Origin of the sequence: Alicyclobacillus tolerans, from assembly GCF_900142255.1 — a bacterium.
GTDB classification, from domain to species: Bacteria; Bacillota; Bacilli; order Alicyclobacillales; family Alicyclobacillaceae; genus Alicyclobacillus_I; species Alicyclobacillus_I tolerans.
On record NZ_FRAF01000007.1, the window covers coordinates 67,583 to 84,628 of the forward strand.

At 44.4% G+C, this 17,046-nt stretch carries 16 protein-coding genes; 6 read left to right on the plus strand and 10 right to left on the minus strand.

The window, feature by feature from the left end; translation table 11 throughout:
- Positions 1 to 18 precede the first annotated feature (18 nt).
- On the minus strand, positions 19 to 735 hold the full coding sequence (locus tag BUA75_RS05280) for an alpha/beta hydrolase (RefSeq protein WP_072873530.1): 717 nt from the start codon (positions 733 to 735) through the stop codon (positions 19 to 21).
- A 248-nt stretch (positions 736 to 983) separates the two neighbouring features.
- Between BUA75_RS05280 and pdhA the strand changes: the two genes are divergently transcribed.
- From pdhA to lpdA, 4 genes are read left to right on the plus strand one after another with little or no spacing between them, the layout of a single operon-like run.
- Positions 984 to 2,069, plus strand: a complete 1,086-nt coding sequence (gene pdhA, locus BUA75_RS05285; protein WP_072873581.1) for a pyruvate dehydrogenase (acetyl-transferring) E1 component subunit alpha — start codon at positions 984 to 986, stop codon at positions 2,067 to 2,069.
- Positions 2,070 to 2,073: 4 nt separating this feature from the next.
- Complete coding sequence (locus BUA75_RS05290) at positions 2,074 to 3,054, plus strand: alpha-ketoacid dehydrogenase subunit beta (protein WP_072873531.1); 981 nt, start codon at positions 2,074 to 2,076, stop codon at positions 3,052 to 3,054.
- Between the two features lie 19 nt (positions 3,055 to 3,073).
- Complete coding sequence (locus BUA75_RS05295) at positions 3,074 to 4,345, plus strand: dihydrolipoamide acetyltransferase family protein (protein ID WP_072873532.1); 1,272 nt, start codon at positions 3,074 to 3,076, stop codon at positions 4,343 to 4,345.
- A gap of 4 nt (positions 4,346 to 4,349) precedes the next feature.
- Entirely contained in the window at positions 4,350 to 5,762 is a 1,413-nt protein-coding gene (lpdA, locus tag BUA75_RS05300; RefSeq protein ID WP_072873533.1) for a dihydrolipoyl dehydrogenase, read from the plus strand.
- An 89-nt stretch (positions 5,763 to 5,851) separates the two neighbouring features.
- Here lpdA and BUA75_RS05305 read toward each other — a convergent pair whose 3' ends face one another.
- The 3 genes from BUA75_RS05305 to BUA75_RS05315 all read right to left on the minus strand — a co-directional run bounded on the left by BUA75_RS05305 (position 5,852) and on the right by BUA75_RS05315 (position 7,933).
- On the minus strand, positions 5,852 to 6,184 hold the full coding sequence (locus tag BUA75_RS05305; protein WP_165611951.1) for a GNAT family N-acetyltransferase: 333 nt from the start codon (positions 6,182 to 6,184) through the stop codon (positions 5,852 to 5,854).
- A 220-nt stretch (positions 6,185 to 6,404) separates the two neighbouring features.
- On the minus strand, positions 6,405 to 6,863 hold the full coding sequence (gene trmL / locus BUA75_RS05310) for a tRNA (uridine(34)/cytosine(34)/5-carboxymethylaminomethyluridine(34)-2'-O)-methyltransferase TrmL (protein ID WP_072873583.1): 459 nt from the start codon (positions 6,861 to 6,863) through the stop codon (positions 6,405 to 6,407).
- Between the two features lie 86 nt (positions 6,864 to 6,949).
- Positions 6,950 to 7,933 carry an amidase domain-containing protein gene (locus BUA75_RS05315; protein WP_203115086.1) on the minus strand — a complete coding sequence of 328 codons (984 nt, stop codon included), beginning with the start codon at positions 7,931 to 7,933 and terminating at the stop codon, positions 6,950 to 6,952.
- A gap of 133 nt (positions 7,934 to 8,066) precedes the next feature.
- Here BUA75_RS05315 and BUA75_RS05320 point away from each other — a divergent pair, with 133 nt between their 5' ends.
- Positions 8,067 to 9,152, plus strand: coding sequence for an isocitrate/isopropylmalate family dehydrogenase (locus tag BUA75_RS05320; RefSeq protein ID WP_072873535.1), 1,086 nt, complete (start codon positions 8,067 to 8,069; stop codon positions 9,150 to 9,152).
- Between the two features lie 101 nt (positions 9,153 to 9,253).
- On the opposite strand, the gene BUA75_RS05325 is transcribed toward BUA75_RS05320, so the two are convergent.
- On the minus strand, positions 9,254 to 10,408 hold the full coding sequence (locus BUA75_RS05325; RefSeq protein WP_072873536.1) for a hypothetical protein: 1,155 nt from the start codon (positions 10,406 to 10,408) through the stop codon (positions 9,254 to 9,256).
- A 213-nt stretch (positions 10,409 to 10,621) separates the two neighbouring features.
- On the opposite strand from BUA75_RS05325, the gene BUA75_RS05330 reads away from it, so the two are divergent.
- On the plus strand, positions 10,622 to 12,052 hold the full coding sequence (locus BUA75_RS05330) for a YutH/CotS family kinase-like spore coat protein (protein WP_072873537.1): 1,431 nt from the start codon (positions 10,622 to 10,624) through the stop codon (positions 12,050 to 12,052).
- A gap of 9 nt (positions 12,053 to 12,061) precedes the next feature.
- On the opposite strand, the gene queG is transcribed toward BUA75_RS05330, so the two are convergent.
- The 5 genes from queG to BUA75_RS05350 form a co-directional block, all read right to left on the minus strand.
- Complete coding sequence (gene queG / locus BUA75_RS05335) at positions 12,062 to 13,216, minus strand: tRNA epoxyqueuosine(34) reductase QueG (RefSeq protein WP_072873538.1); 1,155 nt, start codon at positions 13,214 to 13,216, stop codon at positions 12,062 to 12,064.
- Entirely contained in the window at positions 13,213 to 13,674 is a 462-nt protein-coding gene (gene rnhA, locus BUA75_RS05340) for a ribonuclease HI (protein WP_072873584.1), read from the minus strand. The genes queG and rnhA overlap by 4 nt, the downstream gene beginning before the upstream one ends.
- A gap of 99 nt (positions 13,675 to 13,773) precedes the next feature.
- The gene (locus BUA75_RS15845) at positions 13,774 to 13,947 is read right to left on the minus strand and encodes a hypothetical protein (protein ID WP_165611952.1); all 174 of its coding nucleotides are present in this window, start codon (positions 13,945 to 13,947) and stop codon (positions 13,774 to 13,776) included.
- Positions 13,940 to 15,085, minus strand: coding sequence for a GerAB/ArcD/ProY family transporter (locus BUA75_RS05345; RefSeq protein WP_072873539.1), 1,146 nt, complete (start codon positions 15,083 to 15,085; stop codon positions 13,940 to 13,942). Before BUA75_RS05345 ends, BUA75_RS15845 begins: the two co-directional genes overlap by 8 nt.
- 34 nt (positions 15,086 to 15,119) lie before the next feature.
- A complete protein-coding gene (locus BUA75_RS05350; RefSeq protein WP_238413631.1) occupies positions 15,120 to 16,928 on the minus strand; it encodes a spore germination protein in 1,809 nt (602 codons plus the stop codon).
- Positions 16,929 to 17,046 lie beyond the last annotated feature (118 nt).

Sequence of the window (17,046 nt, forward strand, 5' to 3'; positions counted from 1 at the left end):
GAAGAAAAATGGGCGGCGTCAGCGGGTAGGTTGCCACCATGTCAAAGCGTCAGGGAGCAATTTCTGCCAAAATCCCCAAATATGATTACCTGGCGCTTCCTTATAAGTAATGTCCATTCCCCGCTCTTGCAGCAAATCGCGCATTTGCCGATTGTAGGTTAAAAAATCATAGACACCATTCGGTGTCGTTGCCTCCGCCTCTTCATCACCTACCACCATATAAGCGCGATACTCAGATAGATCGGCTACCATGCGCAACGCCTCTTGTACACTCGGAAAGTAGGCGCCAGAAAAAAGCATGAAGTGGCGAAACAAGGAACGTTTATGCAGCATCATGGAGAGTGTAGCGACTGCGCCAAGCGATATACCCGCCATAGATCGTTGTGCCGGATCGACCGAATAATGTTGTTCGATTTCTGGTATGCACTCATCCAGTACAAATTCGCAATAAGCTTCGTGTCGAGTGCCGTCCATTGCGTAGTCTTGATTTCTTTGTTGCAGATTGACTGCAATTCCAGCAATCAGCACTGGTTTGAGACGACCTTCGGCAATCAGTTGTTGAGCAATCGTGGCTACACGCCCGTGTGTAAAAAACTCCAGTCCATCATGACAGTAAACAATCGGATACGCCGTATGCGTGTCATAGTTGGGGGGAAGATAGACCTTGACTGTGCGCTCCTCACCAAGAGCACGACTCTGCCATACGTGAGCTTCTATCTTGCGTGATGTATCCATGGGCAACTCTCCTTTGTTCAAACGGCTGCTGTACCTACACTGTATCAGAAAAAATAATTCACGTTATATAACAGATAAATATCGGATTTTTATGTGACTATCGCTACTTTGTAACAAGTGTATTATAATGAATTTGATTCTGTATCACTAGTGCGATGCTCTCTGACATGCAATGGCTCTCTCTTAGGCCGTATGCCTGGGCAAGCAAAGCTTCAAACTGAGGATTGAATTTCACTTTGACGAATGAGGTGAAGAATGTGAGCACAACTGTCAAGGAACGTTCTGTCCCCTACGTTCAAGTATTGGATGAGAACGGTAAAGTTGTTGACTCTAACCGACTGCCCAAACTGAGCGATGAAGAGTTGCGTGAAATCATGCGCCGAATGGTCTTTACACGAGTCTGGGATCAGCGCGCTGTGCGTCTGACGAGACAGGGAAGACTTGGTTTCTACGCTCCAGTCGCTGGTCAAGAAGGTTCCATGATTGGCAGCGAATTCGCTACAAAGAAAGAAGATTTTATCATCCCTGGTTATCGTGATGTGCCCCAATGCGTATGGCATGGCTGGCCATTGCATCAGGCATTCCTCTATTCGCGCGGACATCAGTTGGGTGGACGCATTCCAGAAGATGTTAACGTCATGATGCCGCAAATCATCATTGGCGCACAAATCGTCCAAACCCCAGGCATTGCCATGGCCTTCAAACTAAAAGGTGAAAAACGAGTGGCTATCACTTACACCGGTGATGGTGGAACATCGCAAGGTGATTTTTATGAAGGCATGAACTTTGCCGGAGCTTTTCAATTGCCTGCTGTTTTCATTGTTCAGAACAATCAATTTGCCATCTCTGTACCCGTCTCTTTGCAGACAGCGGCTGAAACACTGGCGCAGAAAGCGGTTGCCGCTGGTATCCCGGGCATCCAAGTGGACGGCATGGACGTGCTTGCCATGTACAGTGTCACCAAAGAAGCGGTCGATCGCGCTCGCAACGGTGATGGTCCAACAATGATCGAAGCAGTGACATTCCGCTACGGCCCACACACCATGTCAGGAGACGACCCCACTCGTTATCGCAGCAAAGAAACAGAGTCGGAATGGGAAAAACGCGATCCTCTGATTCGCTTCCGCACCTATTTGGAGAGCAAAGGGCTGTGGACTCAGGAAGATGAAGAACGAGTCATGGAAGAAGCCAAAGATGCTATCAACGACGCTTTGAAAAAAGCGGATGCGGTAGAAAAAATGACAATTCCAGGATTACTGGAGAGCATGTTTGAAACGCCAACCGCTCCTCTGAAACGGCAAATTGCAGAATTCAGCGGTCAGGAGGGAAACTAATACTATGGCGCAATTAACAATGATTCAAGCGATTACAAATGCACTCGACAATGAGTTAGGTTTAGATGAAAAAGTGCTGGTCTTTGGTGAAGACGTTGGTCACAATGGCGGTGTCTTCCGTGCTACAGATGGATTACAGGCCAAATATGGTAAAGATCGTGTCTTTGACACACCTTTGGCTGAATCTGGTATTGCTGGTTTAGCAAACGGGCTGTCCACACAAGGTTTTCGTCCGGTTGCAGAAATCCAATTCTTTGGATTTGTCTTTGAAGCGTTTGACCAAATCGCTTCACAAACAGCGCGTATGCGTTACCGCTCTGGCGGCCGTTACAATTGTCCCGTGGTTTTTCGTGCGCCTTTTGGTGGAGGTGTTCGGACCCCAGAACTCCATGCTGACAGCCTTGAAGGTTTGTTTGTTCAAACCCCTGGCATCAAAGTTGTTATTCCGTCCAATCCATACGATGCTAAAGGCTTACTGATATCAGCTATCCGTGATAACGATCCGGTACTGTTTCTTGAACACATGAAATTGTATCGCTCGATACGTCAAGAAGTTCCAGAAGATGCGTATACCATACCGCTCGGCCAGGCAAACGTAGTGCGTGAAGGTAAAGATATCACCATTGTCACCTATGGGGCTATGGTTCATACGGCACTTAAAGCAGCAGAACAATGGGCAAAGGAAAAGCAATTGGAAGCTGAAGTGATAGATCTGCGCACCATTAGTCCTATTGATTTGGATACAATTGTAGCCTCTGTCAAGAAAACTCATCGCGCCATCGTATTGCAGGAAGCTCAACGTTCTGCAGGCGCTGGAGCAGAGATTGTAGCTCAGATCACAGAGAATGCTATTTTCCATTTGGAAGCTCCCGTTTTGCGCGTTTCACCGCCTGATACTGTCTATCCATTTGGTTTAATCGAAGACGAATGGCTCCCGACACCCGAATTTGTTATCCGCGGTCTGGACAAAGTCATGAGTCTTTAACTTTGAGGAGGTGACATGAATGGCTGTATATGAATTAAAGCTTCCAGAACTCGGTGAAGGTTTGCATGAAGGCCGCATTGCTCGCTGGTTGGTCCAACCGGGAGATACTATCCAGGAAGACGACGCGGTAGCAGAAGTAGAAAATGACAAAGCACTAGTGGAACTACCCTCACCTGTATCGGGCAAAGTCATCGAGTTGAAAGTAAGTGAAGGGACAACATCCGTGGTTGGAGATGTATTGATGACATTGGAAGTTGCTGGAGAGGGCAATGTGGACACAACAGCTTCCAAACCCCAGGAACAAGCGCCCCAACCGGAAGAAAAACCGGTAGCTGTTGCACCAGCTAATAAAGAGTCATCTACACCAGAATTATCTTCTGCACATGAAGTTCTCGCAACACCTGGAGTACGCAAGTACGCAAGAGAGCAAGGAATCGATATTCGTCAAGTTACCGGTACCGGCAATAACGGTAAAGTTACCAAGGAAGATATTGACGCCTTCAAACAAGGAGGCACACAAGTCGCTGCTTCAAAATCAGAAGACGGTCAAAACGCTCCATCAACACAGATTCATTCTCTAGACGATGGCGAGACAGAAGAGCGTATTCCGCTTACCATGATTCGCAAAAAGATTGCTGAATCCATGGCTCGCTCAGCCTATACAGCACCTCATGTGACCCTGATGGATGAAGTAGACGTGACGGAACTTGTCAAATTGCGGCAAGAGATCAAACCTCTTGCGGCCGATCGCGGCGTTAAAATTACTTATTTGCCATTCATTGTTAAGGCGTTAATTGCTGCATTGCGAAAACACCCCACCATCAACGCAGTATATGACGAGGAAAAACAAGAACTTGTGGTGAAACACTATTACCATGTGGGCATTGCTACTGATACCGATCGCGGTTTAATTGTTCCCGTAATTCGACACGCGGATCGCAAAAACATGTGGAACATTGCCTCAGAGATTGACGATTTAGCGACACGTGGGCGAAGCGGCAAATTGAGCCCGAATGAAATGAAGGGAAGCACCATCTCCATTACGAATATCGGATCGGCTGGTGGCATGTTCTTTACGCCTATTATCAACTATCCCGAATTGGCTATTTTAGGTGTGGGACGTATTGTTGAGAAACCGGTCATTCGTAATGGCGCAGTTGAACCGGCCCAAATGATGGCACTTAGCTTGTCATTCGATCACCGCATGATTGATGGAGTATTAGGCCAACAATTCCTGAACGACATCAAATCTTTCTTGCAAAACCCGCGTTTACTTTTGATGGAGGTGTAACGACATGGTAGTTGGGGAATTCAGCGAAGAAGTGGATGTTCTTGTCATTGGTGGCGGTCCTGGTGGTTATGTCGCCGCGATTCGTGCAGCTCAGCTAGGCAAATCAGTGACATTAGTAGACAAAGCGGAATTGGGTGGAGTTTGTCTCAATCGTGGCTGTATACCTTCCAAAGCTTTAATTTCAGCAGCTCATCAGTATGAAGCTGCCAAAGAATCACCTTTCCCTGGTATTCAATCGAGCGTAGAACTGGACTTCAGCAAAGTTCAAGCCTGGAAAAAAACGGTTGTCGAAAAAATGACCGGTGGCGTATCAACGCTCATGAAAGGCAATAAAATTAAAGTCATCTCCGGTGAAGCTTTCTTTACCAAAGAGAATGAAGTACGCATTATGATGGAACATGAGAGTGAACGCTTTACGTTCCAACACTGCATCTTGGCTACAGGTTCACGTCCCATCGAATTAAAATCGTTGCCCTACAGCAAGCGAGTGATCAGTTCCACAGAAGCACTGAATTTAGAAGAAGTGCCAAAACGATTGGTCATTGTGGGCGGAGGCTACATTGGTACAGAACTGGGACAAACTTTTGCTAAATTTGGCTCCCAAGTGACGATTGTAGAAGGACTCGACTCCATCCTCGCCGCGTTCGATAAACAGATGGTTCGTCTGGTAGAACGCAATTTGAAGAAATACAACGTGGAAATTCACACCAAAGCCATGGCTCAATCTGTCGAAGAGACTGATAAAGAAGTGACTTTGACTTTCAAAGACAAAGACGGCAACGAGCAGAAAGTCACTGCTGACTATGTGCTGGTTACCGTAGGACGCCGCCCCAACACAGATGACATAGGTCTTGACGTTGCTGGTATCCAAGTAGATGAAAAAGGCTTGGTGAAAGTGGACACACAAGGACGGACAACGAACTCTAAAGTTTTTGCAATTGGTGATATTGTGCCAGGAGCTGCCCTTGCCCACAAAGCCTCCTATGAAGGCAAAGTAGCTGCGGAAGCTATTGCTGGACACCCCAGCATTGTCGACTACCGTTGTATTCCCGCCGTCGTCTTCTCTGATCCGGAAATGGCCTCGGTTGGTTTAAGCGAAGAAGAGGCCAAGAAACAATATGGAGAGATTGCTGTTGGCCGTTTCCCATTTGCAGCTAATGGTCGAGCTGTTTCCCTGAATGCTGATGCCGGGTTTGTAAAAGTGGTAGCTGACAAGAAAAGTGGTGTTGTAGTTGGCGCGCATATTGTAGGCACTGAGGCTTCTAATATGATAGCTGAATTTGGATTAGCCATTGAAATGAGCGCTACGCTAGAAGATTTGGCGCTTACCATTCATGCACACCCAACTCTAGGTGAAATGGTCATGGAAGCTGCCGAAGTAGGTCTGGGTCAGGCTGTTCACGTCGTCACCAAGTAAACATTCCGCTATATCTCTTATGGAATAGACGTAAAAATTGCCATGACATTGGGATCATTAACCCATGGTCATGGCAATTTGATTCTTTATTAAGATGAAGCGTTTGCTGGGTCTGCCAAAACATCATGATATTCTGGATGTTTTTTAAACTCTGCTACGGCAAAGGAACAAACAGGAACGATTTTGAGTCCTTCATTTCTCGCCATCTCAACTACTTTCTGCACCAAACGTCCTCCTATGCCATGACCGCGCAACTGAGAAGATACAACCGTGTGTTCCAACCATAGATATCCATCCTCTGATACACGATTTGTGACATAGGCAATGGTCGATCCGTTTTCATCACGGACGATAAAATTTACACCATTTCTTTCAATTTTATCGTCCCCCCACCGAGCTACTCCATCATTCGCTTGAGACATGTTCTTACCTCCCCAGCAGTTATGCATAAAAGCGCCTTTCGAGCTATCTTTCTACTATCATCTCAGACATAGGATTCGACATATTTCCCGAGCAATAGCGTATACTGCACCATCCGACTGCAAATCAAGTAGAATGCTGCCGAAAAGAAGATCCAAACTGCTGATAATATCAAAACTTGAAGAACCATGCATACCGATCATTCAATTCGGTGCGATATATCTATAGCATTCCAGGAAACGACCATTGGCGTAGTGCCTCATAGGCCACTATGGCGACAGCATTCGATAGATTGAGAGAACGGGCATCGCGCCGCATTGGAATTCGTATCACTTCTTCACGATGAGCTTCCAACATTTCTTCTGGCAGACCTTTGGTTTCTTTACCAAACACCAGAAAATCTCCGTCTTGATAGTTAGCCTCTGAGTAATAGCGTCCTCCTTTAGTTGAAGCATAATGAAATCTACGATCGGCATATGCTTTCCATATTTCTTCCATGCTATCATGATATCGGATGTCTAAGAGATGCCAGTAATCTAACCCTGCCCTTTTAAGTTGACGATCGTCTGTAGAAAATCCCAGTGGTCTCACCAAATGCAAAACACTGCCCGTAGCAGAGCAGGTTCTAGCAATGTTCCCCGTGTTGGCGGGTATTTCAGGTTCTACCAAAACAATGTGCAACAAAACAATTCCCTCCACTTTTCACACTTCCCCTAGTTTAGCACAGGAAGAGAACAAGAGAAGAGATCCAACTATCGACAACGTACTTACACGGTTCCATCTGGAATTCTCAAAAAAAGATACTGGACACGGTCTGAATAAATGGGCGAATCGAGATAACGATAAGGACGATATTGTACATGCATGGAATGACTGTTCACAAGTGGCCTTCCTTGATGATCGAAATCTGTTACAATAGCAACATGACTGGGACGATGATTCCCATGCCAATCATAAAAAACGAGATCGCCCACGATACATTGTCTGGATTTTTCCAGTCGTATGACATTTTTACGTGAAAGCAACGAATGATAGAGCAGATGCGGCATCGTCCAGGCTGGTGCATATTCCTGACGGGCTGTATCCATCCACCATCCATGCGAATTTTTTTCACTCATACCAAGTCCTGCTGCAAACAGGCACTGAGACACATAATTGGCACTGTCGTTTTCATACTGTGCATATAGGGGATTTTGTTTCTGCCACCATAAGTCTGCGTATCGAACAGCCAATAATCGCGAGTAACCCATCTGTTTACCCGTATACCATTGCCTTATGTTGACAATATCATCCCTCATCGATACACAATGAACTGCAGGTTTGATGATGCGATTATTCATCTTACAATCCTCTTGTAACCCCAGCAGATGGTCCTCTTTCAATTGCCAGTGTTGATGATTACGCTGCCATGTCATTTCATGCTCTAACTGTCTAGCCTCCACAGTCATGGCAGGCGTAGACACCTTGGTCAAATAGACAAGTTCGTTGGCAAGAACCTTTGCAAGGCGACGATTTTCCTTAAATTGAACATCTAAAACGGCTACACAAGTGTGCGCTCGTGCCAAACGCATCCCGTCATGTAAAGTTGCCGAACGCATACGTCGCACTTCCTGCCACGCTTTCCGCCCCAATTCTGTTGCAACAGGCGCATTCCTTAGTAAATTAGAATCTTTATCCAAACTAACCCATGCTTGGTTTCGAGCAGCAAACCATGTTTGAACGGCGTGCAAAATCGCTTCCACCACGTTCACCTCACCATGGGCAGACTATGACAGTAAATCGATATTTGCTCATTTTTCATGAGAATCTCTGTTGGCTATGGTATACTCCTCTCTGGAATCCATGTCACGTCAGAAATGAATCAAATAGAAAGGGTGGACATTCATGAGCAAACCCAAAATTGCTGTCATGGAGGGTGACCAAACAGGTCAAGAACTCCTCGAACAGTCATTACGCCTGCTTGATGCTAATGTAATCGGCGTAGACGTAAAATTACATCGTTTTGATTTGAGTCGGAAAAACCGCCGCAAGACCAACAACGAGATTGTGCATGAAGCGGCAAAAGCAATGCGTGAATATGGTTATGGACTTAAAGCAGCCACGATTACGCCGGAAACAAAAGGCGACGTAGGAAGTCCCAACGCCATTTTACGAAAAGAGATCAATGGAACGGTGATTGTACGCACAGGCCGGCGTATTCCAAGCGTAGCACCGCCAGTAGGTGTATATTCACCCATCTCTGTTGTAAGAATGGCTGTTGATGACGCTTATGGTGCCAAAGAATGGCGTGAGACGGTTGATAATGAAGAAATTGCCTATCGTACTGAAAAAATCTCTCGCAAAATTTGCCGAGGCGTCGCCGAATATGCTTTTCAACACGCCAAAAGACTGAATGCTAAAGTGTTTGGTGGGCCAAAATTCACTGTTTCCCCTATTTATGAAGGAATGCTGAAAGAAGAAATGGATAGGGCTGCAGAACGTTACCCCAACGTTCCCTATGAACCTCAGTTAATTGACGCAACATATGCTTTATTGTTGGTAAAAGCAGGAGAACCTTTAGTAATTCCAGCTCTCAATCGTGACGGTGATTGTTTGAGCGATCTCGTTTTACAAATGTTTGGAACGATTGCTGGATCTGAATCTATTCTTCTTTCTTTGGACGATAATTGTAAGCCTCAAACGGTAATGGCAGAAGCTCCACACGGAACAGCTCCCAGCTTATTTGGCAAAAACGTTGCCAATCCAATGGCCATGATTTTAGCTACCGCTTCCTTGCTCGCCTATATGGAAGATAAATCTTGTCAAACAGCATCGAGAGCTATCTACGAAAGCACTCTGGAAACTGTGATGACCGGTTGTCGTACTTCCGACTTGGGCGGAGGCGCTTCCACGACAGAATTTACGGATGAAGTCATTGAACGAGTAAAAACAAAGTTAGAAGTATGGAGTACGCTTGGAGAAAGCGTATAAAACATCAGAAGCAGAAGAAGGATCTGCCGCGAAAGCATGTTTTCATGCTCCAGAAGCAGATCCTTTCTCATATTTTCCGTCCTCTATAGGTTTTTTCCGTCTCACTTCAAATCATGTTTCACAGGCTTTCCAAAAGAACCCAAATATTTTTGAACTCGTATGCTCGGGTAAAACGCCACCGTAAATAAGCCGACTAAAGGTGCGACATTGACATCTGTTCCCATACCCCCTAACACTCCAAAATCTTCCGTCCACCACCACACCAAAAAAAGGACAAGACATGAAATCCCCACCATAAGCGCGCGTGGTGTGGGCAACAAGAACAATACCGCAATAAAGAAGAAAAGGCCTATAGAAATACTATTGACTAGACTGACATGCTGAATGGCCAAGCGCATAAACATATTGATTCCCGAAGTTACCCAAGAAGGTTGACCTGCAGGCGTTTGTATCATGCTCTGAAGAGAGTTCTGCCAAGTTTTTGCTTGCCAAGCTCCATTACTAGGAATGATTTGCCATATGGCGGCCAAACCCCAAAATACAGCTAGCGCCACTCGCATAATTGAGTAAAATCGAGGATTTTCCCAGATTTGAATAGGTAATAAAAGTAAAACAGAAGCTACAACATAGAAAAGAACCGCTCCAGGCGTCCCAGACAAAAGAAAGGAACGACCCGTCGTAAAGGTATTTCCAAATCCTTCACCATAAGCCCAAACTAAAAGTCCCCAGACTATAGAACCACCTAGGGCCGTATAACCAAGCCAATTGCGCCGATTGAGCAAAAGTAAAACGCCAATAAAGAGTTGAATCATAATAGCTTCTATATTACTTGTAACCGGATTGTGGCTCCAACGTTCCATTAAAGCAAGATCCGAAGTGCGCAAAAAAGGAACTTGCGTCAGATAGGCGTTCTGAAGTATGGAACTTATAAATTGGTTTGTAAACATCATCGGTTGTGCTTGTAAAATTCCAGCCAACAGCCATAAAACGGCCATTCCGTACCAGAGTATTCGATAAGGTAACGGCGTAGCTAACCAAGAGGACTTACGATGTAACTTCTCATCCAGTTTGACAAGAGCGTCGTTTTTTAAGTTGGTCTCTACCGAAAGGTTGGTGGAAGTTTCCTGGACAACGATTTGATGAATTAATCGTCTGCCAAGTTGATAAATGAGCACTGAAAATATGGATAGGAGAAAAGAAGCCAAGAGAACATAACTCAAATATTGATATGGAGTTACTGATCCACCCATAGACATCATCTTCACCTCCTCAACTATTTCATTCATGCCTATTTATTTATTCTGTCTTCATCATATCGAGCTTAATCCTGTAAAAACAGACAAACTGTTTAGATTGTCAAAAAAACTTTAAACTTCTATGAACAAAGCAAATCCATTTCACCATTGCCTAGGATCGTTCATAGTCTGTAAGGAGTCAAACAGGCTTAAATGCCCTGGAGGTGTTCTAAGTTGAGAAAAAGACGAAAACTTGCTCCTTGGGCGGAAGCGTTGCTAGAAGAACTCATGAAACCTCCCTATTTTTTTCAAAATAAGACAGACCCATCAGGTTGGAAACAGTCTCTGTGGCCTCTGGACAAGAAGTATGAAGAGGAAGAAAAAGTATCAGAAGCAGTGCCTGTGCGTCCTGTTCCCATAGAGAAAACTGAAAAAGATGTTCGTCCAACAGCTTCTGCCCGTTCTTCGAAAGATTCATATCCAACCCATACTCCTGCCAAAGAAGCAGCGTCAAAACATACTCACCGACCTGCAGAAGCTGCTAACACCGGACATATTACCGTGATCAACAGGGAAAATAAAAGAGAAAATAAGAGAACAGCCCAACCACTTCCTCAGGTTCAACGTTCTCTCTCCAAAGCTCGTTCTTCGTCAGTTGAGCAACGTCTGGAAGGACTACCGCGTCAGGTTATTGATGCTTACACAAACGAATTCGAACGTTTGAGCAAAGTAAATGGAGTATGGAAAATCACTACACCTGAAGGAAGTTTTTCGATTAAAGAGGCGCATGTCCATCCTGCTCGATTGAAAATTTTAATGGATACACTTGAATTTGCTAAAGAGCAAGGATTTGAGGGTACTCCGAATATTTGGCGTACAAAAAACGCGGGCTACTTTGTGGAATATCAACAAACCGTTTATTACGCCAATCATTGGATAAACGGAGTTCCTGCAAATTTTACTTCACTTCACCAGTTGGGAAAAGTTGCTTATTTATTGGCTGAATTACATGAAAAAACAAGAACATACAAACAAAAAGATAAACTTCGCACCACACCTGTCGATTTACGAGCCATGATGAAGAGAAGAAAGGTGCAATTCGAACAAGTATTGAATCGAACCAGCGAATCACGTCAATCTAAAAAAATTAACGAATGGCTGCAAACTCATCGTTCATCGCTGCTTCAAGAAGCTGAAGAATCCATACAATTACTACAATCTGATGCTTGTCTCGATTATCTAAAATCCGCTACGGTTCAAGCAGGTCTCTGCCACTTAGATGTCATACCTCGGAATTTTCTCTATGACGGAACAGAAGACAGAGTCACTGCTATTGATTTTGATTTGTCTGCTTTTGCACCGCGAGTTCTGGATATGTCGCATTTGTTGCGAAGAACATTAGAATCAACTTTTTGGACCAGCGACTACGCATATAACGTTTTTGTTCAATATAATGAATGGCGAACAATGAGCAAAAGTGAATATACAACACTGGAAGCTTTACTGCGCTTTCCGCACCATATTTGGCGGATACTCGACAGTCATCTAGCCAATACAGACAATGAAATGGTATTACAACAGTTACACAACTATATGCAGCAGACGGAACGGCGCAAACAATTTCTTGATTCTTTCCATGAACAAATTCAGCAATTACCTGATTAAAAATTTCGCTTAAGAGTTGTTTCCAACAGAGGCTTGATGAAGAGCGTCAACTAATTCTTGGCGAATTTCTTCATCTTCTTCAATGGAAAGTCTCTGTTTTAGAACATCCATAGCTACCTGTCCACCAATTTGCCCCAGAGCATAAGCGGCACTCGCCCGTAACTCACGACGATGGTGATCAAGAAATGGTATGATTTCCATTAGAGCTTCTCTTGCTCGCATATTGCCAAGGGCAATCAGAGCATTACGCTGGACAGTGCGTACACCTCGCCAGCCTGCAGCACTGCGACCATATAACTTTTGAAATTGGCGCTGACTCATGCGCAAAATCTTCAACAAATCTGGATAAGCTTGATCCTTTTCAGGTTCAAAGACGGTTGCATGAGCATACTCTATATGACGATTCTCAGGACATACCCATTGACAGGTATCACAGCCAAAAATTCTTTTTCCCAACGCGGCACGATACGCCTTAGGTATAATACCTTTCATTTGTGTGACATAGGAGAGACAAGCAGTTGCCTGAATGACTCCGGGAGCAAGTAAAGCGCCTGTTGGACAAGCCTTGAGACACAAATCACAATGACCACATTGCATAGTAGGCATAGCTAATTGCTGACTCCCTTGAATAGGTATCCCTAATAAAATAGCTCCCAGAAAAACAAAACTACCACTCCCTGGAACAATTAGCATACAATTTTTACCTATCCATCCAATTCCGGCCCTTTCTGCAAGACGACGATCGACCATTGGTGATGTATCTACAATGACGCGAGCAGGAATAGACCCGCCCCACTCTTCTTCCAATAAAGCATGAAGAGTGAGAAGCTGGTTGCGCAAAACAATGTGGTAATCTTCTCCATAAACATATACAGAAGTCTGTCCATGTTGGCGCGAACGCGGATGTAACCGAGCTTCATGCAAACCCTTTTCCGTCAAATAGGCCATTGCTACAACTACAATCGATTCAGCTTCTGGCAGCCATTGACGCGGATCCATACGCTGACGAATATCGCTCACTTCAAACCCAGTCAAACCTCGTTTGGCATATTCGCTCAGAATGGGTTGCAATTCTTCAAACGGACTGGCATCGGTGGCGCCTACCGCGGCAAAATTTAGAGGACGAGCTATTTCTTGCAGCCTTTCAAGCGTCAAACTTTTCACCGCTTCGGCACCGCCTCGCGAGCAAGGGCATCGCACCGTTCATTATAAAAATCCCCAGCATGTCCTTTTACTTTCGCAAACTCCACTTGATGGCGCTCTACCTCTTGCAACAACCTCTCCCACAAATCACGGTTTTGAACTAAATCTCCTTTACTGTTTTTCCAATTATTTTTTCGCCAATTGACATACCAACGTTGGCGAAAACAATTAACCACATAAGCTGAATCACTGTATATTCGAACCCGACAAGGTTTACGCAAACAAGCCAGCGCTTCCACTACTGCTTGAATTTCCATGCGCTGGTTTGTCGTCTGCAGTTCGCCGCCGGAAATTTCCTTACTATGATTTTGATAAAGTAAAATAGCAGCCCATCCTCCTGGCCCTGGATTACCGCTGCATGCTCCATCTGTATAAACTTCCACCCAATCGTCTTCGCTGGATAAAGATAATTCCGACACTTCATTTCCCACTCCCTATTTGTCCACTCACTTATCTCCTTTTCATTATATACCGGAAAGGAAGTCGTTCTAGAAATGTCCGAACCACCAGCAAAACATTTAGGTAAACATCCGCCAGAAAATAAATCCTGATGCACTAAAAGATAAAACTCCCAGTACATAGGCTACAGCAGACCCAAACCCTTGATGATTAGAGCGCATCCACAATCCAAAAGAAATCGTATATATCAGAATCATCAATGGAACAATCATGGCAAAAACAAATTTAAGCATGTGCCGTTCGCCTCCTTTTATTTCTTCTTTTATCTCTTCCCCCTCCACCTCGACGTAAATGATGACGGATGACACCACTCAAAATGATAAAAACGGGCAACGCAAAAACAACCGTCCAACCCCATTGCATAAGGTACTGATCATCCATCGTGATCACCCTTACCAAATCGGCATGCCATAAGGAAATAGCAAAACAAAGCAACGAAATGGAGGGTATTGAAGGACGAAAAGATTTCCATCCAACTGCTTTACCCAGCAAATATCCTGCTCCCCAAAGGCTTACAGCCATTTTGACGATGGCTGCTGTAACCCAAAGAAAAACGAAAATACTTTCCAATCTTTGAAAAAACCTGCCCAAGTATATCATGCGTGCCATTTGGTAAAGCGCAAATGAAGCCTTGCCTGCTTCCACTGGTGAAAAGACCATATGGAAAGTCACCAAGAACGCGGTTAATAGCAATGTAGACACAACAATAGATACTGTACCAATTACTCGAAAATCACGCGGATGATAGGCATGTGGAAAAATGACACACAGCAATAGCACATTATTGAAGATAGAAATGTAAAAAACTGATGATTTCAAAACTACCCAAGGTCCTGAGCCCCAAAATGGAAAAAGATACATGGGATGCCACCAGTTGGCTGTCATCAGACAGAGAGCAAGTATGCCAATGATTAAAATAGGTTGCACAAAATACGCTGTTCGACAGATTCCTTCTAATCCCATATAGGCAATATAAGCAGATGCTGCCATAAACACAGCGCCAATCAGCAGGATAGGTGTTGAAGGCAAAACTGTCGTGATAACATTTTCTGTAAATTGTCTGGATACACTTGCTGTGGAAAGAATAAAATAACCTACTACAATCAGTATAAAAAACATCGTTATTGGCTTTCCAAATGTTTCTTGTGAAACCTGAACAATATCCATATATGGAAAATATTTTGATAGCAACATTTCAACAATTAAAAATACAATCAGGGTTATAGCTCCTGATATAATAGGTTCCATCCAAGCGGCTTCCAGCGTTGTCTGGCTAACATAACGTGGATACATGAGAAAAGCGTTAGAAGCTACAATAATGGTCAGCATAGCAATCAGTTCTCTGGTTCCGACACGCGTTTTTTGCTTCATTGACACTTTCCTTTCCAGCACTTACTCGTCATAACTAGCTTTTAGACTTCTTGTTAGACTTTGTTAAATTGGGGACAGGTCGCGTTTCCGCACTCCACGGTCTGGTAATAGGACTCTGCCGCCATCGTTTGAGCGGCTTGAGATAGTCTGGTCTACGATTCATTTGAAAGACATAGCCGCGTACGAGTACATCAGGAGACCCGCCCATGCTAGGTGCAACCGGAGCCAACAAGGGTACACCAAATGATTTTTGTACTGTAAGTCGAACCAGATAAACAATCCCTAGAATTGCGATACCATAAAACCCCAAAAACGCCCCAGCAATGAGGAAAACAAATCGTGCCACACGAACAGCAAGGCTCAGATTGTAATTTGGAATGGTAAAGCTGGCTAAGGCAGTTGTAGCTACAACAATGACGAGTAAAGGTGAAACAATACCAGCCTGTACGGCAGCCTGACCGATAATAAGGGCTCCAACTATACCAATGGTGGGTCCAATTACCGATGGTATCCTAATTCCGGCTTCTCGAATTAATTCTATGGCAAATTCCATCAAGAGAATTTCTACGACTACTGGAAAAGGTACTTGTTCACGGCTTCCAGCAATGGCCAACATCAAATCGGTTGGAATCATTTCTGGATGATAGTTGGTCACAGCCACATACATCCCTGGCAAAAGCAGAGCGACTACTAACGCAATCCAGCGCAAACCTCGCAAAAAAGCACCAAAAGGGAAACGCAAGTAAGCATCTTCCGATGTCTGAACCATGGTCCAAAGTACAACGGGTACCGCTAGTACAAAAGGACTATTGCCAACAAAAATGGCCACATGTCCTTCCACTAAAAGCGATGCAATACGATCGGGACGTTCAGTTGAAAATACTTGCGGAATCAGAAGATTGGGCTTATCATCTAAAAATTGTTCAAGAAGACCGCTATCTGGCAAATAATCTACCTCTATCGCTTTGATTCGCTTTTTTACTTCTTCAACCAATTCTGGATTCGTCAATCCTTCTATCCACATGACCCCAATATCAGTTGGCGCCAATTTACCAATGGAAAGAATATCGGTCACCAAATGTTCCGATCTCAATATTGAACGAACTAACCCTGTATTTGCCCGAAAACTTTCAGTAAATCCGTTATGCGGCCCACGTACAACATTTTCTGTCAACGCTGTGCCCACTGTACGGTGTTCCCAACCTTTGGTTTCTACCGTGAGAGCCGCGTCACAGCCGTCCACCAAAACTACAGTCGACCCTGCCAAAACGGCGTTGACTAAATCTGTCCACTCATTGATGGCTTCCACCTGATTGCCAGGCAATAACCGTTCAGCAATAGCATCCATTCGTTTTTTACTATCATCTTCAGGAATATGGGTAAGAATCATTAAAGGCTGCAGAATGTGTGTGTTGATGATATTTTTATCTGCCATACCATCAACAAAAACGGCAAAAGCTTTCCAGGGACGACGAACCCCAATCGTAAATTCTCGTACAACAACGTCCTTATTGATGTCCAGGTGGAACGTGGATTTTAGTTTATCTTTACATTCTTCCAAGTGGGCAGGAATCTGTTCATCATCATAAGATGCCATATGCTCAACACTGACATCGTACTCTTGCGCCGACTGCTTGATATATTCCCGCAACGCCCGCGGTCGTACAGTCGATCCGCCCTTGTGACCGAGAGGAAGAAAACTGCCGGTTGTACTGTTTGAACTCTCTGAATTGTTTTCACCATTTGAACTCCGACTCGACTCATTCAATGTGAATGTCTCATCCATGACGGAATCGTCAACAATCAATAATTTTCTTAACCAAAGTGGAAATTTTAAGGCCACGCGGACATCACCTCACTTTCTTGACCGTGCAGGAACGGATTTTTTTCAGTGAGGTTAGCGTGTACGTGCGTCAGACAGTTTATTCAGGGACAGTAAACTTCAAGTATGTTTAGACCAA